Consider the following 22,975-nt stretch of genomic DNA (forward strand, 5'->3'; position numbering starts at 1 on the left):
CGTCTCTTCGCAAGAAAAAACTCCGCACCCACAGGGTGCGGAGTCTGCTTTCGGTCATTGTCCGACCAATTCGTTCATCAATTCCGCCAGTTGGCGGGCCTGCTCGCGCCGTTCGTACGGCTTGACCCGTTCGGCAAAGTCGTCGTCACGTTCCGCCGCGCCGGCCGCTCCCTGCGCCTTCCACTCCCGGTACAGCTTCAGGAACGCCTGCTTGATGGCTTCCTTGTCTTCCGGGTCGGCCACTTGGCCCAGGCGGAACGTCTGGATGATCTGCGTCGCCTCCCCTGGCTTGTTCAGGGCGAGGATCGGCTTGCCGATGCCCATGTACTCGTACAGCTTGCCGGGGATGTACGCTCCGGCGTCCGGCGAAACGTCCCCGATCAGGAGGAGCGCGTCCGCTCCTTTCATCAGGCCCAGCGCCAGTTTGTGCGGCAGGTTGCCGAGCACGCGGACGACGTCGCCCAATCCCAGCGCCTCCACGCAGTCCCGGTTTTCCGAATAACCCGGATAGTCAAACACGCCGGCAAAACTGAGCAGCAGGTCCTCGCGCTCCACGTCTCCCGCGTCGATCAGCTCGCGGATCGCCCGAAGCAGCAGGCGCGGGTTGCGCTTCTGGTACAAAATGCCGGCGTAGACGGCGTGAAACTTGCCGGGCGCGGCATGCTCCGGCGTGAGGCCGACGAAATCCGCCTGGTCAAAGCCGTTGTAGATCAGCTCCAGACGGCGAATGCGGCTGCCGTGTTTATTGCGGAAGTTCTCGGCAAACGTGGCCGTCACCGTGGTAACGGCGTCAGCCTCCGCCATCACGCCCGCTTCCATGCGCTCCTCCAGCCGCTCCCGCCAGGCGATCCCCGACGAGTGCATGTTCTGCGTCCAGGGATCGCGGAAATCGGCCACCCATTTCACCCCGAACTCGCGAGCGAGACGGCGGGCGACGAGGTGATTGGTCACCGGGCCGGAGGTGGAAAAGATCGCGTCGATCTTTTCCCGGCGCATGATCTCCCGCCCCAGCTTCAGCGCGTTGGGCAGCCAAAGGATCTGGTCGTCGGGAATCAACAGGTACGGTTTCGCTTTTTTCAACAAACCGACCGCCTGCTGCTTGAGCGAGGCTGCCAGCGAACGTCGAGCCGGGGCCGCCTCCGCCGCAGCAGCCGGGGCAACAGCCCCGCCCCGTCGCGGCAGCAAGGGCCACTCCTTGGCGCGGTGTATCGTGACGTCCGCCGGCACCTGCGCCAGCAGGGACGGGTCCAATGTGGCGTGGTAGACAGGGTCAACGGTCAGCACGTGCACGTTCCACCCAAACTCTCCCAGGTATTTGGCCATCTTTAACGGCCGCGGTACGCCTCCTCCGCCGATTGGCGGGAATATGTAACAGATGATCAACACACTGCGGGTCTTCATCGGGATACCTTCCTCGTTTTTGTCCATTCTCGTAATGCTCCTTCACCAAGATACCACAAGTCCAGCGTTATTGCGAATCCACCGGTCATCTGCTATAGTGAGAATGGCTTTGTTTTTCGAATCAGGAAGAGATGATGTGTCTCATCGCGACGGCAGTTTGCAAGATTGGTTGAGGGGCCCCGCCCGGCGAAGCAAGGGACCCCGCTCGGCACAGCGTCAGCCATCGCCGAGTGGGTTGAGCGTATGCTATGGCCGGGTGGGTTTTCTTACAGGATCAGAATGGTTGCGCTTCCCGGTCCTGCTTCCTGATCCTGCGGGAAAAACCACCTCTAACGAAGAACCAGCGTCTGCGAAATGGCTTCAATCAGAGGGTTTCCGGACAGGATCAGAATGGTTGCGCTTCCCGGTCCTGCTTTTTGATCCCGGCAGAAAACTACCTCTACCGAAGAACGGGCTGATGTGAAATGACTTCGATAGAGGGTTTGTCATAAAGGTTTGGGTGGATTGTCATGAGCAAATTACGAGTCCTCCACGTCATCGGCGGGGGGGAATTTGGCGGAGCGGAACAGCATATTCTCAACCTGGTCACCTCCCTCCCGCAGGAAGCGGTGGACGTGGCGGTCGTCTGCTTTTACAACTCCCTGTTCGCCGACGAGCTGCGCAAGGCCGGCGTCTCCGTCATCCCGCTGGACAGGTTCGGCCGCTTTGACGTGCGCCTGCTGAAGGCGCTGCGCGAGACGTTTCGCCGCTTTCAACCGGACATTGTACATACCCACGGCGTAAAAGCGAACTTTTTTTCCCGGTTGGCCGTGCAGGGAACCGGCCCCGTACTGGTCACCACCGTGCACAGCCACCTCCGCTACGACTACGTCCATCCGCTGGCGTACGCCGCCGTCACGCTGATGGAACGGTCCACCCGCCGATGGAACCGTCACTTTGTGGCGATCAGCGGCGCGCTTGCGGACATTTTGCGGCAGGAGGGTGTGCCCGACGACCGCATCAGCGTCATCTACAACGGCATGGACCTGGCCCCCTACCGGCAGACGCATCGGCGTGACGAGGACCGGAAGCGGCTGCGGGCGGAGTGGAACATTCCCGACGAGGCGTTTTTGTTCTCCACGGTCGCCCGGTTCGTCCCGGTGAAAGGGCTGCCGCTCCTGGTCGACGCGTTTGCCCGCCTGGCGCGGGACCACGGCGCAGAGGACGTCCGCCTCGTCATGGTGGGAGACGGTCCCGAGCGCGCGCTGCTGGAAACGAAGGTGCGCGAACACCGCCTGGAGGACAGGGTCCGGTTCGCCGGTTTCCGCCAGGACATCCCCGCCTGCCTGCATGCCTGTGACGCGTTTGTCCACTCCTCCCTCTACGAGGGACTGGGTTACACGCTGCTCGAAGCGATGGCCTCGGAAGTGCCGGTCATCGCCAGCAACGTCGGGGGCGTCAAGGAGTTCGTCAAGGACAGGGAAACCGGCCTGACGGTGGAACCGGGCGACGTCGAGCGGCTGACGCGGGCCATGCAGGAGCTGCGCCAATCGCCCGACCTGCGCGAAACACTCGTCCGCAACGCCCTGCGGACGGTGGAAGACACCTTCACCATCGAGCGCATGGCGGAGCGCACCCTGGCGCTGTACCGCCGCCTGGTGTAAGCGAACCCGTTTGTCCCGAGATGAAAAGATCAAAGAACACACGGCCTGCCGCCTTCCCGGCAGCCGTGTTTTTTTCTGCCTCTGTGAAGCGGTCCGCCGGCGTACAGGGTGTTGCCTCCGGCCGGACAATCTGCTTTCATAGAAGAGGAATGATTCAGAATCGTACGAGAAAGGATGGGCCCGATGAAACTGTTTCTCTCCGTCGACATGGAAGGAATCTCCGGCATTGTCGACACCAGCTACATCAATCCGAACGCCGGGGGTAACTACCAGCGCGGCCGCCAGTTCATGACGGACGACGCCAACGCCGTCATCGAAGCCGCCCTGGAGTGGGGCGCAACGGAAATCGTGGTGGCGGACAGCCACAATACCATGAACAACATCCTGTGGGAGTCGCTGCATCCCCAGGCGAGACTGTTGGCCGGTTCCCCACGCAACTTTTCGATGATGCAGGGGTTGGACGAAAGCTTTGACGCCGCCCTCTTCATCGGCTACCACACGCGGCAGGGGGTGCCCGGCGTCCTCAGCCACACGATGTCAGGCTGTGTCCGCAACATGTACATCAACGGCCAGGTGGTGGGAGAATTCGGCTTCAATGCCGTCTACGCCGGTTTGTACGGCGTGCCCGTCTGCCTCGTGTCGGGGGACAACCTGATCGCGGAAGAGGCGAAGGCGCTCATCCCCGACATTTGTACCGCCGTGGTCAAACAGGCGGTATCCCGCACAGCCGCCCTTTGTCTGTCCCGCGAAGAGGCGACCGCCGAACTGAAGCGGCAGACCAAGCTGGCGCTGTCCCGGGCCGCACAGATGGCGCCGCTGCGGGTGACGACGCCGCTGGAACTGGCCATCGAGTTCTCCCATGCCGGTCAGGCGGAGATGGCCGCCATCGTTCCCGGCACCCGGTACGAGAGGGAAAGCTGCACGGTACACTACACCGCCGCCGATCAGCACGACCTGTACAAAACGATGCGGGCGATGATCAATCTGGCGGGAACGGTCGAATTTTTCTAAGGCGGCTGCCCTATTTCCCCCAACGGCAAGGCAGGCACGCTTTCTCAGCGCGCCTGCCTGTTTGCCGTTTCACACAATCCGCGCCGTTTTAGAAACCAGCGGATGGAAAACGAAAAGACGGTGACGATGAACATCACGCGAAAGAGCTGAAAGGCGGTCACCAGCAGCGGGTCGGCACCGATCGCCAGGGCAGTCAGACTCATTTCTGCTGCGCCGCCGGCCGCCGTCGCCAGCATGCCGGTAAGCAGGTCGATGCTCGTGGCATACGACAGCAGCAAGGCCAGCGCGAACGTCAGGGTGGTCAGCATCAGAGACGCGGCCAGCGAAGGCACCAGCAGCCTGCGGTAGGTGCGAATCTCTTCCCGCCTGAATTCAATGCCGATCCCCGCCCCGATCAAAAGCTGGGCGCCTTTCACGACGAGACCGGACAGGGCTGGCGTGCCCATACCGGCAGTGCCGCCTGTCAACGAAAGCGCAAAGGACACCAGGGACGCCGTCAAAAGCGGCCCCAGGAAATACGGCGCAGGGATCTTCAAACGGGCGGCCGCAACCGCTCCCAGCGCCCCGGCGGCCAAATACACCGCCGCCTGCATCCAGCCGACCGTCTGACTTGCGGGTTGTACCGGCAGCAGGTTGGCCTTGTGGGACAGCGTCATCACGACGAACGGCGTCACGAACACAACCGTCACGATGCGAATGGAGTGGAACAGGGAAATAATCTGCAGGTTCCCGCCCTGCTCCCTGCCGATCGTGGCCATCTCCGAGAGTCCGCCGGGGATGTTGCTGAAAATGGATGTGATCACGTCCACCTGGTACAGCTTGTGGATCGCCCAGGCCTGCATCAGGCCGAACAGGATCGTCACGAGCGTGGCTGCCAGCATCATCCCGATGTGATCCGCCATGGCCCCCCAAATGTCCCGGGTTATCCGCATGCCCAGCGCGACGCCGACGATCACGAGGCCGATCCGGCGAAACCAGGAAGGCAGCCACAGTCTGTCACACCCCAGCATGACCGAAACGACTGTTGCTGCCAGCGGTCCCAGCAGCCAGGGCAGCGGCAGACGAAGCAGGGAGAAAGCAGCGCCACCTGCCGCCGCGACCAGGATGGTGAAAAACAGAAGCCGCGCCATCATCGTTCCGCGATTCCTTTCGCCTTTTTCACGCGTTTGTAGACCCTCTCCGGCCGCCCCACCGCCCCGTAGGAGAGGTCCGCGACCGCCTCCCCTGTGACGACCAGGTATTCCAGGTAGCGGCGTGCCGTCGAACGGCTCGTTCCCGTTGCCCTTCGCACCTGTTCAGTGGTGACTTCCCCCGCCTCGCTGAGACAGGCAGCCACTTTCTCCAGCGTGATCCTGTCGATTCCCTTGACCAGACTGCCATCCCTGCCGCCGTTGGGTCCCGCAGCGCGAATGAGCTCGTCGATTTCTTCCTGATTGATGTGTCCCCGCTCTGTTTTCAAGGCGCGCACCCTCTGCCGGAACTCCCGGTAGTTGGCAAGCGTTTGCTGCAAGCGCTCGAAGATCAGCGGCTTCGTGATGAAATCAAACACGCCGTGGCGGATCGCCTCCACCACCGTGTCCACTTCCTTGGAGGCGGTCAGCATGATCACATCCGTCTCCGAACGCCGATCCTTGATGACCGACAAAAAGTCCAAACCGTTCATGTCGGGAAAGTAGATGTCCAACAGCACCAGATCGGGCTGGAGAATGTCCAGTTGGTCCACGGCCTCCTGCTGGTTCGTGGCGATGCCGATGACCTGATACCCGCTCACCTTTTCCACGAAGCGCCGGTTCACCTCGGCAATCCGCACGTCGTCTTCGATGATCAACACCTGAATCATGGGCGCATCACTCCTCGCTTTCATGGCGTTCCCTTCCCCCTCCTTGCTGCTTCGGCTTCTTTTGGAATGACGACGGTAAAAATCGTCCCCCCGTCCGGATTGGGCGTGTGACTGACGTTTCCGTTCAACTGTTCGACCGCCTGTTTGACCAGGGCGAGGCCAAAGCCGTGATTTTTCTGCGCTTTTGTGGAAAACCCCAATTCAAACAGGCGGTCTGCGTGTTCGTCGGGAATGCCCGGCCCCCGATCTTCCACCTCGATCAGCAGCACTTCCCCGATGTCGGTCAGAAAGACGTTTACTTCCCTGGCGAAAGCCCCCGGCGCCAAAACCGCCTCCAGGGCGTTATCGACAAGGTTTCCCATGATGGTAATCAGATGGTGGCGGTCGATCCACGCCGGAATGTCGCGGAAGCTGCTTTCCCGGTCAATCTCCAGCTTCACCTTCCGTTCGCTCGCCCGATTCAGCTTGCCGAGCAGCAGTCCGCCGATGATCGGATCCGGGATCTCCCGCATGATAAACCGGGTGTGATTCACATGGACATCGGTTTCCCGGGTAATAAACTCGATCGCTTCCCGGTACGACTCCAACTGGATCAGGCCGGAAATCAGGTACAGCTTGTTGGAATACTCATGGGTTTGCGCACGGAGCGCTTCCGCGTATTCCTTGACGCGGGACAGCTCTTCGATGACCCGGTACAGCTCCGATTTGTCGCGGAAGCTGGCCACGGCGCCGACAATCTGGTTGTGCGCGTCCAGAATGGGCACGCAGTTGACGACCAGCACATGACCGGCCATCCAGGTCTCCTGGTCGACGATCGCCCTGCCCGCCTTCAGGACCTCCAGCAGCCGGAAGCTGTCCAGAATCTCGTCCGCGGGTTTGCCCGTGATTTCCTTCGAGCTGTCCAATCCCAACAGCTGCAGCGCCGTCTGGTTCGCCATGGTAATCGTCCCGCTTGCGTTGACAGCCACGATCCCTTCCCGGATGGATTCCAGGATGGCCTGCTTCTCCTGGTAGAGCTGACCGATCTGGGACGGCTCCAGGCCGAAAATCGCCTGTTTCACGCTGCGGGCGATCCACAAGGTGCCGATCACGCCCAACGCGAGGGCGATCAACCCGATCGCGAAGATCTTATCCCGATAGGAATGGATGGTTTTTTGGACATCTTCCAGCAAAAACCCGACGGACACCACCCCGATGACCTGTCCCGCCTCGTTGAAAATGGGCGCCTTGCCTCGCAGAGCGGGCCCCAGGGAACCGGTCGTCTCCGAGACGATCGACTGGCCTGCAAAGACGGGCTGATTGTCGCCGCCCTGCATTTTCTTTCCGATCCGCTCCGGGATGGGGTGAGAGTAGCGGATTCCTTCCCGGTTTCCCACTGTCACAAAATCCGCATGGGTTTCCCGGCGAATTTTCTCCGCCAACGGGGCGATCGTCCTGGACGGATCGGAGTCGGAAAAAGCCCGTTTGATTTCCGGCATCGCTGCGACGGTTTCCGCGACATGGAGGGCGCGTGTGCCGATCTCCTTTTTCAGCGCGTTCGCCAGCATGTACTCAAAGGAACATCCCAGGATGGCGATCACGCACAACAGCAGCGTGCAGATCACCAGGATCAGTTTGCTTTGAAACCGCACGAAACCACCTCTCCCCTCAGTGTAGCAGATTCCGGCGCAATCTCAGCCGCAAAAACAGTGAAAATAGAGGCCGAAGGGGGCCTCTATCTGCTCGTGCGATTCTGTTTTCCTCAGGGATGAGCTAGAACGACATCACTCCCGTGAGAATGGCGAGCACCATCATCACCAGCGATGTGCCGCAGGCCCACTTCAGGATAAACCGGTGATTTTCCCCGTAATCGACCCCCACCATTCCGAGGAGCAGATACTGGGCCGCATAGAGCGGGCTCAAGACGTGCAGCGGCTGGCCCAGGATGGAGGCCCTGCCGATCTCCGCCGGATCGATGCCATAGCTGGCTGCCGCTTCGGCCAGGATCGGCACCACGCCGAAGTAGTAGGCATCGTTTGACATGAAATAGGTAAAGGGCAGGCTGGTAATTGCCACCAAAATCGGCATGTGCGTTCCCAGCGACTCGGGAATCAGGGAAACCAGCGTGTTGGACATCGCATCCACCATCTTGGTGCCGGTCAGGATGCCGGTAAAAATCCCGGCGGCAAAGACCATGGAAACGACGGTCAGCGCATTTCCGGCGTGAGCGGTGATCCGTTCCTTCTGCTCCTGCAGGTTGGGGTAGTTGATCACAAGAGCGGCTGCGCACGCGATCATGAACAGGACCGGAAGAGGCAGCCAATTCATCACCAGGCCGGTCATCAGGGCACAGGTCAGCAGCAGGTTGATCCACAGCCGTTTCGGACGCTTGAGCTGGTCGGCGGCCGCCGCCTGTTCGGCCATCGCCATCCGTTCGTCAGCGGCGTATTGAATCTCCGCCACGCCCAGCCGCTTCCGTTCCCGCATGCCCAGTATACAGGCCACCGCGATCACCCAGATCAGCCCGCCGACCATCGTGGGAATGAGCGGCGTAAACATTTCCGACGCATCCAGGTGCAGCACGCTCATCGCCCGTGCCGTCGGTCCGCCCCACGGCGTCATGTTCATGACCCCCATCGAGAGCATCGGCGTGACCGCCAGAATCAGCGGGTTCATGCCCAACCGTTTGTACAGCGGCAGCATCGCGGATACCGTAATCATGTAGGTCGTGGTCCCGTCTCCGTCCAGTGCCACCAACATCGACAGGACGGCGGTCCCCACCACAATCTTCAGCGGGTCTCCTTTGGCCAGTTTCAGAATTTTCGCGATCAGCGGATCAAACAGGCCCGCATCCATCATGATCCCGAAGTACAAAATGGCAAACAGCAGCATGATCCCCGTGGGAGCGATCTTGGTGATTCCCTCCAGCATCATCGATCCCATCTCCGCCCCGAACCCTCCGATCAGGGCAAAGAAAATGGGCACGACGATCAGGGCAACGAGCGCGGACAACCGCTTTGTCATGATCAGGTACAGAAAGACGGCCATCATCAGGAAGCCGAGCAAAGACAGCATGTTCGTTTCCCCCCAGAAAGAATACGCTTTCAAGAAAGTGTTTTCATTATAACAACAATATTTTGACGAGAATAGAAAACGAAAATAAACGATATAAACCGCATAACTCCCATTTTGTTCATTAAAGTAACCGATGCGAAAAACGCGTGATCATGCGGTTCACAACGGCAAAAAGGCTCCCGGACCGAACACGTCACGGGAGCCTTCTTCGATAGGGATCGCCACCCCAAAAACAAAAGTCCCCGGCCTGGGGACTTTTGACTTTTGCCGTTTGTCTTTCGTCAGATGCGCACCACGGTCATCCGGCTGTCGGTGTCCAGCGTGCGCGGAATACGGTTTTTCGTGTCAAACAGGATCGGCGACGGCGCCATCAGCTCGGCGGCGCGCTGCCAATCCAATTCGGCAAACTCCTTCTGTACGGCGGTCAGGAACAGCGCGTCGGCGCCGCGCAGCGCCTCTTCCAGGCTGTCCGTCTTGTGCTCGTAGCGGCTGGGCACCGCCGGGTCGTAGGAGCGTACCTCCACGCCTTTGGCCTGCAGCAGCGCGATCAGGTCGTGCACCGGGCTCACCCGGTCGTCGTTGGAGAAGTCCTTCATCGCCAGACCCAGCACAGCGACGCGGCTGCCCGCCAGCGTCCTGCCTTTTTGCCGCAGGGCCTGTTCCAGCATCCCGACCAGGACGGCCGGCACGCCGTCATTGGTGGTGCGGGCCAACTGCAGCAGGGGCAGGGAGACGCCCAGCTCTTTGGCCTTGGGCTGCAGGTAGTACAGCGCGTTGGGCAGGCAGAAGCCGCCTACGCCCGGCCCCGGGGTCAACAGGTTGACGCGCTTGTGGGTGTTGGCCACCTTGATCAGCTCAAAGGTATCGATCCCGAACGCCTCGGCGAAGCGGGCAAATTCCTGCACCATCGCGATGTTCACGTCGCGCTGGATGTTTTCGATCACTTTCGCGGTCTCGATCACGCGAATGTCGGAGATGGTGATCTCCGTTTCGCTGATGAAGGAAAGCAGCTCCTTGCCTTTCGCGGCGCTCTCCGCGTTGATTCCGCCGAGCACGAGCGGCATGTGGATGAACTCTTCAAACGCCCGCCCCTCGGCAATCCGCTCGGAGCAGTAGGTCAGGTAAAAGTCGCTGCCCGCCTTCAACCCGCTGGCTTCTTCCAGAATCGGCAGAATCACTTCTTCCGTCGTGCCGGGAACCACGGTGCTGCGAATCATCACCATGTCTCCCTTTTTCAGCACGCGTCCCAAGGTTTGGGCACAGCTTTTCAGCGGTCCCAGGTCCGGGTCCCCGTTGTGCACGGGCAGACCGACCGTCACGATGTAGTTGTTCACTTCCGCTGCCGCTTCTTCGTAGGACGTCGTCGCCCGGAAGCGGCCGGCGGCGATTTGCTCGCGGAGGATTTCCGGCAGCGTCTTGCCTTGATAGGATTCGAGATGGTGGGATTTGCCGGCGTTGATTTCTTCGACGACGTTCGGCATGACGTCCACGCCGACCACGCGGGCTCCTTTCATGGCGTACGTGAGCGCCAGCGGCAATCCGACGAATCCTAATCCGACAACAGCTACGCGTACAGGCTGAGTCATTGCAGATCTCCTCTTTCCCATTATCTGGTAAAGGTCCGCGCGGTCAGCGTGGCCTTTTCACATCAATCCGACAGGTACCATACCCCTGCCGCAAGAAACAACACACATAAGACGATGAGGACCTTGTACAAGGTTTCCAAGGTGACGCCTCCTCATGCAGACGGCTCGGCACCGTCTGCCAAAGCCTAATTATACTCCCCAATCGAAAATGGTTCAACGGAAGGTTCACGGCCGGGCAGGAGCGGACGCGTCCAGATGAACGGTCAACGGACCGGTCACGTACACCTGACAGCTCAACCGCATACCCGCCGCCACCGCCGCCTCTCCCAGGCGGTACCGCTCCGTGGGCGACGGGAGAGCAGCCGAACCAGCCGGAATGTCCATGCGGAGGCGGCAGGTGGTGCATTTTCCCGTCGTGCAGAAAAAGTCAATCGGCAGTCCGGCCTGAACCAGCGCCATCAGCAGGTTCTCTCCCCGCTTCAGGGAAAGTGGCTTTCGTTCCCCATCGTGCAGCACCGTCACGACGACATCATCCGTCCGGCTCATCTTGCATCCCCCGTTTCCTCTTCGCTTCACGAACGCTGGCGCACCACCGGTCCCATGCACATGCCCCCAGGCGAGGATGAGCGTGCCGCCCTTCGCTGCCCGCCGGCTGCGTCCGGCATGGGCCCTGCTCTGGTCACCTGGTCAGGCTGGCCCCGATCACGTAGGAAAACCCGATCGACAGCACCATGGCGGTAAAGCCGATCGCCCGGTTGTCCTTGGCGATTTCCTCATCGATCTTGTAGCTGGGCGTCATGAACTCAAAAATGAAGTAGCTGGTCAGCAGCAGGAAAAAGCCCAGCGTCCCCCAGATCAACGCCTGTCCGATCGAGTCGTGATGCTGGATGGAGTAGCGGAAAATGTTGGCGATGCCAAAGATTTTTCCGCCCGTCGCCATCGCGACGGAGACGTTTCCCCGCTTCAGCTCCTGCCACACGCGGTAGCGCGTGACCAGTTCAAACACGGACAAAAACACGATCATCGCCAGCCCGGTGACGGTGAAGTAAGCAACGGCGGCGAAGTATTTGTTGTGAAGCAAGTGTTCCATGCGGCACCTCCCGATCTCCTACTTGAGCTCGACGATGGTGGCGCCCACGCCGCCTTCGCCCTGGCCGCCGAGCCGAAACGACTTGACGTTCCGGTGCTGGCGCAGGTACTCGTGAACGCCTTTGCGCAGCACGCCGGTGCCGTGGCCATGGATGATCGAGACGGAATGCAGGCCGGCCAACAGCGCCTCGTCCAGGTACCGGTCGATCTCCCGGATGCCGTCCTCCACGTTGTAGCCGCGCAGGTCCAGTTCCATTTTGACCGTGTTCCGGGCGCGTTTGACCGACGTGTACGCGGCGGCGGTCTGTTCCTGCTTGGAAGGCTTCACCACGTGCATGTCGTCCCGCTTTACCTTCATCTTCATGATGCCGATCTGGACCAGGAATTCGTCGCTGCTCACTTTTTCCAGGACGGTTCCCTTTTGGCCGAAGCTGGTCACCATCACTTCGTCACCCGGCTTGACCTGGGTGGCGCGCACGGCCTTGGCCGGTTTTTTCACCTTTTCCTTCTCCAGCTCCAGCACGGCATCGCCCAGGCGCTTCTTGGCCTCGATCAGCCGGTGTTCCTTGATTTCCACGCCTTCCGCCATCATGCGCCTGAGCTCGCGAATGACCGCATCCGCCTCTTCCTTGGCAAGCTGCACGGCGATCCGCGCTTCTTCTTCCGCCCGTTCCAGCAGTTTGTTTTTCTCTTCGGCGAAGCGGGCCCGCTCTTCTTCAAGCTGCGCACGCAGCGCTTCCGCTTCGCGCCGCAGCGCTTCGGCCGTCTGCCGCTCCTCTTCCGCCGTCCTGCGGTTTCGCTCCAGCGAGGCGATCATGCTCTCCACCTGATTGTCTTCCTCGCTGATGGAAGCGCGCGCCTTTTCGATAATCTCCTCGGGCAGTCCCAGCCGCTTGGCGATGGCGAACGCATTGGAGCGGCCGGGCACGCCAATCAGCAGGCGGTACGTCGGGCGGAGCGTTTCCACGTCAAACTCCACGCTGGCATTGATTACCTCCGGTCGGTCGTAGGCGTAGGCCTTCAGCTCGCTGTAGTGGGTCGTGGCAACCAGCCGGGCCCCGCGCCTGATCACGTCGTCGATGATCGCCATCGCCAGCGCCGCCCCTTCCGTGGGGTCGGTTCCTGCTCCCAATTCGTCAAACAGCACGAGGCTCTTCTCATCCATCGCGCCGAGGATGTGAATGATATTGGTGAGGTGGCTGGAGAAGGTGGACAGGTTCTGCTCGATGGACTGTTCGTCGCCGATGTCGGCAAACACCGACGAGAAGACGGCTGCTTCGCTCTCTTCCTCCGCCGGGATGTGCAGACCGGCCATCGCCATCAGCGAAAGCAGACCGATCGTCTTCAGCGAGACGGTTTTTCCCCCGGTGTTGGGGCCCGTCACCACGATCGCCCGGTAGCTGCCCCCCAGTTCCACGTCCACCGGCACGACCTTATCATGCGGAATCAGCGGATGCCGCGCCTTTTTCAGACGCAGGTAGCCCCGGTCGTTCAGCCGCGGACAGACCGCCTTCATGCTGGCGGCCAACTGTGCCTTGGCGAACATGAAATCGAGCTCCGCCAGCGCGTCGACGTTTTCCTTCAGCGCCTCCACCGCGCCGGATACCTGTTCCGTCAGGACGTAGAGAATCCGCTCCACTTCCCGCTCTTCGCGCAGGCGCAGTTCACGCAGCTTGTTGTTCATCGACACGACCACTTCCGGCTCGATGAACAGCGTCGCCCCCGACGCCGACTGGTCGTGAACGATCCCGCCGAAGACGTGGCGGTACTCCTGCTTGACGGGAATGACGAAACGATCGCCGCGAATCGTCACGATGTTGTCCATCAGCATTTTCTGGTACGAGGAAGACCGCGTCATCTGATCCAGCTTTTCCCGGATGCGCGCCTCCAGTTGGCGAATCTCCTGCCGCACCTGCCGCAGTTCCGCGCTGGCGCTGTCCAGGATGTCGCCGTTCTCGTCCACGCAGCGGCGAATGTCCGCCTCCAGTTCGCGCAGGCCCTCGATCCGCTCCGCCTGATAGCGCAGAAGCGGCAGGTCCTGCTCCTCGCACAGGTCGAGCAAAAAGTTGCGCAGCCGGCGCCCCGCCGCTACCGTGTCAGCGATGTCCAGCAGCTCCATCGGCGCCAGCATCGCGTTCAGCCGGGCACGCTGCACGGCGGCGCGGATGTCGCGGATGCCGCCCAGCGGCACGCTTCCCTTCAGCCGCAGCACGGTTGCCGCCTCGGCCGTTCCCTGCTGGGCCGTCCGCACTTCGTCCAGGCGGACAAAGGGCGTCAAGGCGGATGCTTTTTCTTTGCCGTATGCGGATGTCGCTTTCTCCATCAGGAGGGCGACGATCTTGTCGTATTCCAAGGTTTTCAACACCCGTTGTTCCAAAATGGTGCCTCCTTAACGTGGTCAACGCTAACATTCCCCATTATAACATGCAGTCCGCCGCAAGCATAAATTTACACATCCGGTGCGGCATAATTTGTCGGAAAAACAGCCAGAATGAGTAGTGAGACAAACTCCAAAGGAGGATTCTTCATGACGATCTTGCGCCATGTCATCCGTTTCGTGGTCGCTGCAGTCGTGCTGATGTTCGTCGGGTTTCTCGTTCCCGGCTTCTCTGTAAACGGTTTTTGGCCCGCACTTATGGCCGCAGTGGTCATTGCCGTTATCGGTTGGCTTGTCGAATTGATGTTCGGCGACCGGATTTCCCCGTACAATCGCGGCATCGTCGGTTTTCTGGTGAGCGCCGTGGTGATCTGGCTGACCCAGTTTATCGTCTCCGGATTCCGGGTCACCATTCTGGGTGCGCTGCTCGCCGCGCTGGTCATCGGGATCATCGACCTGTTCATCCCGGTCAAGACGCACATGGACCTGCGCAACGGCGACGCCGGCAACAAACAGGAAACCTGAATCCAGGCCCGTGAGCGAAGAGCCAACCCGACAGGGGGTTGGCTCTTTTTGTTACGGCTGCTGCCGGGCAGCGGCGATCTGCCGGTGAATCATGCCGGCCAGGTAGCCGGCGCCGAATCCGTTGTCGATGTTGACCACGGCCACGCCGTTGGCACAGGAGTTGAGCATCGACAGCAGCGAGGCCAGGCCGTTGAAGTGGGCACCGTACCCGACGCTGGTGGGAACGGCGATGACCGGCTTGTCAACCAGTCCGGCGAGAACGCTGGCAAGCGCCCCTTCCATGCCGGCGATGCAGATGATCACCGCCGCCTCCCTGATCTCCTCCAAGCGCTGGAACAGCCGGTGAATGCCGGCCACGCCCACATCGGCGATCACTCTCGCTTCGCTGCCGAAACAGCGCACCGTCCAGGCTGCCTCCTGGGCGACCGGCCAGTCGGACGTGCCGGCGGCTACCACCGCCACGTATCCGTCCCGCACGGGCGTGAGCGGGCGGCTGGTGCCGATCAACAGTCCCGCTTCTTTCACGTACTGCACGTCGGGCCAGCGGGCCAGCACGGCCTCCGCCTGCTCTGCCGTCACCCGCGTGGCGAGCACGATCTCCTGATGCTCCCGCAGCCTGCCGAAAATCCCGACCACCTGTTCCGCTGTTTTGCCGGCCGCGTACACCACTTCGGGAAAACCGGTTCGCCGCATCCGGTCCAGATCGAGCGTGGCGTACTCCAGACGGCTCGTGCCCCGCAGCAGCTCTTCCGCCTCCTCCACGCTCATTCTCCCTGCCTGCACCTCACGCAAAATCGCGGTTACCTCAACCATGCGCCGCTTTCACATCCGTGCCCAGAACGGCGTTCATGCTGCCCGTCTGATAGCCGGACAAATCCAAGGTGACGTACTGAAAGCCGATCTCGCGCAGCGTGCGGGAGACGTCGTCGCGGAGTTCCAGCAGGCGCAAAAAGTCGGCCGGGTCTACCTCGATGCGGGCGATCGAATCGTGATGGCGCACGCGCACCTGATGGAAGCCGAGGCTCATCAGATACCCCTCCGCTCTGTCAATCTGGTCGATTTTTTCCAGGGTGATCGGCGAGCCGTACGGGATGCGCGACGACAGGCAGGCAAACGACGGCTTGTTCCAGGTGGGCAGTCCCATGGCCCGGGACAGCTCGCGAATCTCAGCCTTGAAAAAGCCGGCTTCCTGCAGCGGACTGCGGACACCGCGCTGGACGGCGGCCACCCGTCCGGGACGATAGTCGCCCAGGTCATCCATGTTGGCCCCGTCGCAGATGACGGCATTCCATTGATTTTCTTCCGCCATCCGGCCGAGATGTTCATACAATCCGTCCTTGCAGTAAAAACAGCGGTTGACCGGATTGGCGACGAACTGCGGGTTTTCCATTTCGCGGATCTCGGTGGTCACAAACCGGGCGCCCAGACGTTTGGCCAACTGCTTGGCTGCTTCAAACTCCCGCGTCGGGAACGTCTCTGACGCCGCGGTCACGGCGATCGCCTCATCGCCCAGTTCCTGGACGGCGCACGCCAGCAAAAAGGTGCTGTCGACGCCGCCGGAAAACGCGATCAGCACGCGCCCCATGTCGCGCAGCAGCCTGCGCAGTTTTTCCTCTTTTTCCGCGAGAGACAGCCGGCGGGCCGCCTCCCGCAGCGCTTCCTTGTCCATCTCCTGACCCATCTTTTGCCCACGCCCCTCTTTTTGACAAGCTTTTTACCGACAATGGGAAAAGAGAGGCATATGCTGCCCCTCTTTTTATGTGATTCGTCTATGCTTTGTCGTTTGCGTCGTCATGCAGGATCTTCAACAGTGCCTCGTACTCCTGTCGCAGGCGGAAGTACTCGTCCGCAATGTTGACCGCGGTCAGCACGGCGATTTTGGCCGTGTCCAGGCGATGGTTGCCCTGTGCGATTTCATTCATCTTGTCATCGACGAAACCGGCCACCATGCGGATGTGGTTTACGCTTGCCTTGCCGCTCAGCCGGTATTGCTGGCCAAATATATCAACCGTCAACCGATTTTTCCCATCACCTTGCACGAAGGCTTCCTCCTTCAACACTACTCTGCGACTTTTGTACTCCTGTATCTTTTTTAGGTTACTGAAAATGACAGAATCCGTCAAGGTCTCCTTACATGCGCAGTTCCGCGCCGGTCTGCGCTTTCAGCGCGTCCACGACGGCGGCGGTCACCTGCTGGATCTCGTCGTCCTGCAGCGTCCGCTCCGGATGGCGGAAGACGAGCGAGAAGGCGACGCTCTTCTTGTCGGCGGCGATGCGCTCCCCGGTGTAGACGTCAAACAGCGTGAGCGATTCCAAGAGCTCCCCTGCCGCCTGGCGAATCGCCGCTTCGAGAGCGGCCGCCGGCACGTCCCGGTCCACCACCAGCGCGAGGTCGCGGGTCACCGCCGGGAACTTCGGCAGCGGCTTGTAGTAGCCCGCATCCTCCGCCGCTTCCGCCAGCTCCGCCAGGTCGAACTGGAACACGTACGTTTCCGACACGTCGTAGGCTTTTTCCATCGCCGGGTGAATCTGTCCGAGATAGCCGAGACGCCGTTCGCCGACCCATACCTCCGCCGTGCGGCCGGGGTGCATGCCGGCCAGGTCGGAAACCGGCTTGTAGGTCGCGCCGACAATTCCCAACCGGGTCAGGAGCGAGTCGGCCAGTCCCTTGACGAGGTAAAAGTCGACCGGCTGGTTTGCGCCCATCCAATTCTGCGGCAGCCACTGCCCGGTCAAGGCCGCCGCCACGTAGAGGCGTTCCTCGGGGAGCTGCGTCAGCTTTTCCTCCGTGGTCAGAAAGACGCTGCCCAATTCGAACACCGCCACATCGTGGTTTTGCCGGTTTTTGTTGTAGGCGATCGTCTGCAGGAGACCGGGGATCAGGCTGGTGCGCAGCACGCTGTGCTCCTCGCTCATCGGCATGGCCAGCGAAATCGGCTTGGCGTCGATGCGGTGCAGACCGGCTACGTCCCCTACCCGCTCCGCGTGAACCAGGGAGTAGGTAATCGCCTCGTGCAGTCCCGCGCCGATCAGATGGTGGCGGATCGTCCGGCGCAGCCGCTGGTCGCGGGTAAGCTGCCCCTGCGTGGTCTGGCCGCTCGGCAGGCTGGTCGGAATGTTGTCGTAGCCGTACAGTCGGGCCACTTCCTCCACCAGATCCTCCGGCAGGGTAATGTCGCCGCGGCGGGTCGGCACGGTGACCGTCCAGGTGCTGCCGTTCTGCTCATACGAAAAGCGCAGGCGGTCGAAAATCGCGGAGACGTCCGCCGCGGTCAGCGACGTGCCCAGATGCTGGTTGATTTTTTCCAGCGTAATCGTCACGACGGCCGGCTTCGCTTCGCGGACGACGGCCGAAGCCACCCCCTTGGACACGGCCGCGCCGGACAACTGCTGGATCAGCGCCGCCGCCCGCTCGCCCGCTTCCTGGACGCGCGCCTGGTCGACACCTTTTTCCCAGCGGACGCATCCTTCCGTGCGCATGCCCAGGGTCCGAGCCGTGCGGCGAACCGTCTGCGGCGTGAACCAGGCCGCTTCCAAAATGATTTCCGTCGTCTCGTCGGTGATCTCCGAGTTGGCGCCGCCCATCACGCCGGCGATGGCCAGCCCTTTTTCCTCGTCGGCGATCAACAGGGTCTGGCTGTCCAGCGTGCGCTCCTGATCGTCCAGCGTGACCAGCTTTTCCCCGTCCTGCGCCAGGCGCACGACGATGGAGCGGTCTTTGACCTTGGTCGCGTCAAACGCATGCAGCGGTTGGCCGTATTCCAGCATCACGTAGTTGGTCACGTCCACGACGTTGTTGATCGGCCGAATCCCCGCCGCCATCAGGCGGTTTTTCATCCACTGCGGCGAACTGGTGATTTTCGCACCGGTAAAGTGGCGTCCCACGTAGCGGTAGCAGTGATCCTCCGCTTCGATGCGCACGCTCACCGGGTTGTCGCCGCCGTTTTCCGTGACGGCGATCTCCGGCAGCATCACGTCCCGGCCGAGGATCGCCGCCACTTCGTAAGCGACGCCGATCATGCTGAGGCAGTCGGAACGGTTGGGGGTCAGGCCCAGCTCCAGTACGTAGTCGTCCAGCCCCAGGTAGGAGACGGCATCCATGCCCACTTCGGCGTCCTCGGGCAGGACCAGAATCCCTTCCTGCTGGTCTTTGGCCAGCAGCTTGTCATTGAGGCCCAGCTCCTTGGCCGAGCAGATCATGCCCTGCGACTCCACGCCGCGCAGCTTGGACTTCTTGATGTGCAGGCCGCCCGGCAGCTTCGCCCCGATCAGGGCCACCGGCACTTTCTGACCCTGCGCCACATTGGGCGCGCCGCAGACGATCTGCAGGTCCTCGCCCTGCCCCGCATCCACGATGCAGACGCTCAGGCGGTCGGCGTCCGGGTGCTTGCTGCGCTCCTTGACGTACCCGACCACCACGTTGGAAACGCCGGCGTTGCGCGGCTCCACGGTTTCCACTTCAATCCCGCTTCTGGTCAGCTTTTCCGCCAGCTCGTACGGGGTGATATCGCTTAAATCCACGTATTCCGACAACCATTGGTACGATACCTTCATCTCTGATACGACTCTCCTTTCTAGCCTCGGTTGAACTGCCGCAGGAAGCGCACGTCATTGGTGTAAAAGTGGCGAATGTCCTCTACCCCGTACTTCAGCATGGCGATGCGCTCCACGCCCATTCCGAAGGCAAACCCGCTCACTTCCTGCGGATCATAGCCGGCCATCTCCAATACGCGCGGGTGTACCATGCCAGAGCCGAGAATTTCGATCCAGCCCGTCTGCTTGCAGACGCGGCAGCCGTCTCCGCCGCAGCTGAAGCACTGCAGGTCCACCTCCGCGCTCGGCTCGGTGAACGGGAAGAAGCTGGGGCGCAGGCGGATCTGCTGGTTGGCCCCAAACATCTGGCGGGCAAAGGTGAGCAGAATCCCTTTCAAGTCGCTCATGCCAATGCCTTTGTCGACGACCAGCCCTTCGATCTGCGTAAACTGGTGGGAGTGGGTGGCATCGTCGTCGTCGCGCCGGTACACCTTGCCCGGAGAGATGATTTTTACCGGCGTCTGGCCGGCCTTTTTCAGCATGGTGCGCGCCTGTACCGGAGACGTCTGGGTGCGCAGCAAAATGTCCTCCGTCAGATAGAACGAATCCTGCATGTCGCGCGCGGGATGATCCTTGGGCAGGTTGAGCATCTCGAAGTTGAAATGATCTGTCTCCACCTCGGGCCCTTCGGCAATTTCAAAGCCCAGTCCGATGAAAATGTCCTCGATCTCTTCGATAATGCGGGAAAGCGGGTGCATCGTCCCGGTCGGAACCGGACGGCCGGGCAGCGTCACGTCCAGCGTTTGCGACGCCAGTTTGGCCGCCAGCGCTGCTTGTTCCAGTGCGGCCTGCTTGTCGGCAAACGCCGCTTCCAGCGCCGCGCGCACCTCGTTGACGAGCTGGCCGACGACAGGCCTCTCTTCCGGAGAAAGGCTGCCCATTCCGCGCAGAAGCTCGGTCAGCTCTCCTTTTTTCCCCAGATATTTGACGCGCAGGTCCTGCAGTTGGCCCGCGTCCGCGGCCTGGCCGATCTGGGCCAGCGCCGCCTGTTTCATCTCCTGTAACCGCGTTTGCACGTTGTATCGCTCCTTTTGCTCAAGATTTGCAACCTTCCTGCGGCCCCGTCCGGCTGCGGCTGCCGCTTAAGCCGGGAGGGCCCCGAAAAAAGAAAAACCCGCCCCGAAAAGGGACGAGCTGTTACTCGCGGTACCACCCTTGTTAAGCAGAAGGCTACTTTCCCAAACGATGCCTGGGGAAACCAGACTTCCGCCTCACTTTGGCCATGATAACGGGAATGTCCCGGCTGCTCCTACTGGGCTCGGATCGAGCGGTTCAGAGTGCGGCTCCAGAGTGAATTCGGCAGACATGGCGTTGGGATGCTTTCAGTCTGCGGCATCTCCTCCCTGCAAACGCATGGGGCCTGCGTACTACTCTCTGTCATCGCTTTCCGTTATAATACACACATGTAGGAAAATTATAGCGCAACCCTGGCGAACTTTCAATGATGCAAATCCTGCATGCGTTTCTGCCAGGTTTTACAAGGGGATATGTCGATGATGGACCACGCATCCGCCCTGTACGACAAGAAATGCTCCTGCCTTCACTGCGGCACCGCCTTTACCACCAAGCGGGTGCGCAGCGGCGCGCTGGCCATGCTCAAGCGGGACAGCGATTTTTGCACCTACTACAAGGAACATTCGCTCAACCCGATTCGCTACACGGTCGCGGTCTGCCCGCAGTGCGGCTTCGCCTTTACCGACCAGTTCGCTCCCCGTCTCTCCCCCGCCCACAAGAAGCTGGTGGCGGAACGGATCGCCGCCAAGTGGACCCGCAAAGACCTTGGCGCCGAGCGCAGCCCCGCCGAAGCGATCGCCGCCTACAAGCTGGCCATTTACGCCGCCGAGCTGACCGGCCAGGCGCATTCCGTCAAGGCCGGGCTGTATCTGCGGCTGGCCTGGCTGTACCGCTTTGAGGGCGATGCGGAGGAGCAGCGCTGCTTGCAGCAAGCCGTGGACGAATACGAGCAGTCGTACATCCACTCCGACTACGCCCTGGGCGACAAGGACATGTCGGAAGTGCGCCTGCTCTACCTGATCGGCGAGCTGATGCGCCGCGTCGGGAAGTACGACAAGGCGATCCACTATTTTTCCAAAGTCCTGGGATTTCGCGGCCGGACCATCGAAACCGGGATGCTGCAGATGGCCCAGGATCAATGGGCCCAGGCCCGCGACGAACACAAGCGGCAGCAGCAGAAGCGCGAGCAGCCGACGGCGGTCGACTAACTCTGCCTGCGCCGTCTGCGCTGCGCCTCGTAGACGAGGATGCCGGCGGCGACCGCCGCATTGAGCGATTCCGCCCGGCCGTACAGCGGAATGTGCACAAACCGGTCGGCCGCTTCGCTCATGGCGCGGGAGACGCCCCGCCCCTCGTTGCCGATCACGATTGCCGTTTTGCCGGCGTAGTCAGCCTCGTCGTACGCGAGGCTGTTTTCTTGCAGAGAGGAGACGAGAACCTGCGCGCCCTGCCGCTTCAATTCGGCGGCGGCCTCCGGCAGCAGCCGGGAAAAGACGGGCAGACGGTACAGCGCCCCCATCGTGGCCCGCACCACTTTGCCGTTGTACAGATCGACGCTGCCTTTGCCGAGAATCACCGCGTCGACGCCGGCCGCTTCCGCCGTGCGCAGCATGGTGCCGAGGTTGCCCGGGTCCTGAATCTCGTCCAGCATCAGCAGCAGGTAATCGCGGTTTGCCGCCGCCTGCAGCCATGCATGCCAGTCGTGCCCCGTCTTTTTCACCTCGGCGACGATTCCCTGCGGCGTCTTCGTCTCCGACAGCTTGGCCAATACGGCCGCGGAAGCGGGAATCACCTGGACCTCCCCTGCGCGCTTGTTAATCGCCCGCCGGCAGGCCGGGTCCATCTCCCGGCTGCTGTCGTACAGGACGGTGATCACCTCCGCGCCGCTGTTCAGGGCCTCCTCCACCAGATGGGCCCCTTCGACGAGAAAGCGCCCCTGCTCGTCCCGCCCTTTTCGCTCCAGCAGGTGGTACAGCCGCTTTACCAGGGGGTTGTGCACCGATTGAATCACGTCGTGCCGCATCGTTTACGCCTGCTCCTCGAACGCTTTCAGATGTTTGTTGTTGCCGATGACGACCAGCACGTCTCCGTACTGGATCACCTCGTCCGGACTGGGGGCGATGTTGAACTTCTCGCCGCTCTTGATGGCGATGACGTTCACTTCGTAGCGGGCGCGGATGTCCAGTTGGCGCAGCGTCTTGCCCACCATCCTGGACGAGACCACCACTTCGGCCACGCTGTAATCCTCCGCCAGCTCGATAAAGTCAAGCACGTTGGCGGAAATCAGATTGTGTGCGACGCGCACTCCCATGTCCCGTTCGGGGAACACCACCCGGTCCGCTCCCACTTTGTACAGCACCTGCCCGTGCCGCTCGTTCTGCGCTTTGGCGACAATCTTTTTCACGCCCAGTTCCTTGAGGATCAGCACGGTCAAAATGCTGGCCTGAATATCGGCCCCGATGGCGACGACGACCACGTCGAAGTTGCGGATGCCGATTTCCTTCAGCGCCCGCTCGTCGGTCGAATCGGCGGCGACGGCGTGGGTGACGTACTGGATGTTCTCGTTGATGCGCTCCTCGTTTTCGTCGATTCCCATCACTTCATAATCCATCTCATACAGGGTCCGGGCCACGCTGGAACCAAACCGGCCCATCCCGATGACGGCAAACTGCTTTGACATGCTTCTTCCACTCCTTATGTTGTGGCCACTCGACCGCAAACGTCCTGTCCGGGCAGCCCCCATCCGGGGCACCCGCAGCGTCGTTTTCAATACCAAGCATTATACCACAACGCTTCCATCGGCTACAAAACGGGTATGAGCGGCCGATGCGGGACGAATACT

20 protein-coding genes are annotated in these 22,975 nt (G+C 61.3%); 4 read left to right on the forward strand and 16 right to left on the reverse strand.

All coding sequences use genetic code 11. The annotated features are described in order from the left end of the window. Positions 1-54 precede the first annotated feature (54 nt). The gene (locus M516_RS0101895) at positions 55-1,401 is read right to left on the reverse strand and encodes a glycosyltransferase family 4 protein (protein WP_029097618.1); all 1,347 of its coding nucleotides are present in this window, start codon (positions 1,399-1,401) and stop codon (positions 55-57) included. Between the two features lie 509 nt (positions 1,402-1,910). Between M516_RS0101895 and M516_RS0101900 the strand changes: the two genes are divergently transcribed. Then, positions 1,911-3,044: a glycosyltransferase gene (locus M516_RS0101900; RefSeq protein WP_029097619.1), complete on the forward strand. Its 1,134-nt coding sequence runs from the start codon at positions 1,911-1,913 to the stop codon at positions 3,042-3,044. 183 nt (positions 3,045-3,227) lie between these two features. Then, a complete protein-coding gene (locus M516_RS0101905; protein WP_029097620.1) occupies positions 3,228-4,055 on the forward strand; it encodes a M55 family metallopeptidase in 828 nt (275 codons plus the stop codon). A 44-nt stretch (positions 4,056-4,099) separates the two neighbouring features. Here M516_RS0101905 and M516_RS22535 read toward each other — a convergent pair whose 3' ends face one another. The 8 genes from M516_RS22535 to M516_RS0101945 all read right to left on the reverse strand — a co-directional run bounded on the left by M516_RS22535 (position 4,100) and on the right by M516_RS0101945 (position 14,001). Further along, positions 4,100-5,188, reverse strand: a complete 1,089-nt coding sequence (locus M516_RS22535) for an AbrB family transcriptional regulator (RefSeq protein WP_051188064.1) — start codon at positions 5,186-5,188, stop codon at positions 4,100-4,102. Next, positions 5,185-5,895 (reverse strand): response regulator, encoded by a 711-nt coding sequence (locus tag M516_RS0101915; RefSeq protein ID WP_051188065.1) that lies wholly within the window; start codon positions 5,893-5,895, stop codon positions 5,185-5,187. Before M516_RS0101915 ends, M516_RS22535 begins: the two co-directional genes overlap by 4 nt. Before the next feature lie 20 nt (positions 5,896-5,915). Beyond that, entirely contained in the window at positions 5,916-7,526 is a 1,611-nt protein-coding gene (locus M516_RS0101920; RefSeq protein WP_029097622.1) for an ATP-binding protein, read from the reverse strand. 121 nt (positions 7,527-7,647) lie between these two features. Continuing rightward, positions 7,648-8,949 (reverse strand): CitMHS family transporter, encoded by a 1,302-nt coding sequence (locus M516_RS0101925; RefSeq protein WP_029097623.1) that lies wholly within the window; start codon positions 8,947-8,949, stop codon positions 7,648-7,650. A gap of 281 nt (positions 8,950-9,230) precedes the next feature. After that, the gene (locus M516_RS0101930) at positions 9,231-10,535 is read right to left on the reverse strand and encodes a nucleotide sugar dehydrogenase (protein WP_029097624.1); all 1,305 of its coding nucleotides are present in this window, start codon (positions 10,533-10,535) and stop codon (positions 9,231-9,233) included. 225 nt (positions 10,536-10,760) lie between these two features. Further along, positions 10,761-11,081 carry a 2Fe-2S iron-sulfur cluster-binding protein gene (locus M516_RS0101935; RefSeq protein WP_029097625.1) on the reverse strand — a complete coding sequence of 107 codons (321 nt, stop codon included), beginning with the start codon at positions 11,079-11,081 and terminating at the stop codon, positions 10,761-10,763. A gap of 133 nt (positions 11,082-11,214) precedes the next feature. Further along, positions 11,215-11,625, reverse strand: a complete 411-nt coding sequence (locus M516_RS0101940) for a DUF350 domain-containing protein (protein ID WP_029097626.1) — start codon at positions 11,623-11,625, stop codon at positions 11,215-11,217. 18 nt (positions 11,626-11,643) lie between these two features. Further along, entirely contained in the window at positions 11,644-14,001 is a 2,358-nt protein-coding gene (locus M516_RS0101945) for an endonuclease MutS2 (protein WP_029097627.1), read from the reverse strand. A gap of 150 nt (positions 14,002-14,151) precedes the next feature. Here M516_RS0101945 and M516_RS0101950 point away from each other — a divergent pair, with 150 nt between their 5' ends. Further along, positions 14,152-14,526, forward strand: a complete 375-nt coding sequence (locus M516_RS0101950) for a phage holin family protein (RefSeq protein WP_029097628.1) — start codon at positions 14,152-14,154, stop codon at positions 14,524-14,526. Positions 14,527-14,577: 51 nt separating this feature from the next. Here the strand turns inward: M516_RS0101950 and larB are convergent, their stop codons facing one another. The 5 genes from larB to pheS form a co-directional block, all read right to left on the reverse strand. Next, positions 14,578-15,339 carry a nickel pincer cofactor biosynthesis protein LarB gene (larB, locus tag M516_RS0101955; RefSeq protein WP_029097629.1) on the reverse strand — a complete coding sequence of 254 codons (762 nt, stop codon included), beginning with the start codon at positions 15,337-15,339 and terminating at the stop codon, positions 14,578-14,580. Next, complete coding sequence (gene larE, locus M516_RS0101960; RefSeq protein WP_035288578.1) at positions 15,332-16,207, reverse strand: ATP-dependent sacrificial sulfur transferase LarE; 876 nt, start codon at positions 16,205-16,207, stop codon at positions 15,332-15,334. Before larE ends, larB begins: the two co-directional genes overlap by 8 nt. A gap of 88 nt (positions 16,208-16,295) precedes the next feature. Continuing rightward, on the reverse strand, positions 16,296-16,565 hold the full coding sequence (zapA, locus tag M516_RS0101965) for a cell division protein ZapA (RefSeq protein WP_029097631.1): 270 nt from the start codon (positions 16,563-16,565) through the stop codon (positions 16,296-16,298). A gap of 91 nt (positions 16,566-16,656) precedes the next feature. Beyond that, positions 16,657-19,080 (reverse strand): phenylalanine--tRNA ligase subunit beta, encoded by a 2,424-nt coding sequence (gene pheT / locus M516_RS0101970; protein ID WP_029097632.1) that lies wholly within the window; start codon positions 19,078-19,080, stop codon positions 16,657-16,659. Between the two features lie 20 nt (positions 19,081-19,100). Further along, positions 19,101-20,135: a phenylalanine--tRNA ligase subunit alpha gene (gene pheS, locus M516_RS0101975; protein ID WP_029097633.1), complete on the reverse strand. Its 1,035-nt coding sequence runs from the start codon at positions 20,133-20,135 to the stop codon at positions 19,101-19,103. 477 nt (positions 20,136-20,612) lie between these two features. Here pheS and M516_RS0101980 point away from each other — a divergent pair, with 477 nt between their 5' ends. Further along, entirely contained in the window at positions 20,613-21,341 is a 729-nt protein-coding gene (locus M516_RS0101980) for a DUF2225 domain-containing protein (RefSeq protein WP_029097634.1), read from the forward strand. Here the strand turns inward: M516_RS0101980 and M516_RS0101985 are convergent. Both M516_RS0101985 and M516_RS0101990 read right to left on the reverse strand, forming a co-directional pair. Continuing rightward, positions 21,338-22,156 carry a TrmH family RNA methyltransferase gene (locus tag M516_RS0101985; RefSeq protein ID WP_029097635.1) on the reverse strand — a complete coding sequence of 273 codons (819 nt, stop codon included), beginning with the start codon at positions 22,154-22,156 and terminating at the stop codon, positions 21,338-21,340. The two genes, M516_RS0101980 and M516_RS0101985, sit on opposite strands and share 4 nt — an antisense overlap. Positions 22,157-22,159: 3 nt before the next feature. Next, positions 22,160-22,813, reverse strand: coding sequence for a potassium channel family protein (locus M516_RS0101990; protein WP_029097636.1), 654 nt, complete (start codon positions 22,811-22,813; stop codon positions 22,160-22,162). Positions 22,814-22,975 lie beyond the last annotated feature (162 nt).

It is taken from the genome of Brevibacillus thermoruber 423 (assembly GCF_000454065.1).
GTDB classification, from domain to species: Bacteria; Bacillota; Bacilli; order Brevibacillales; family Brevibacillaceae; genus Brevibacillus; species Brevibacillus thermoruber.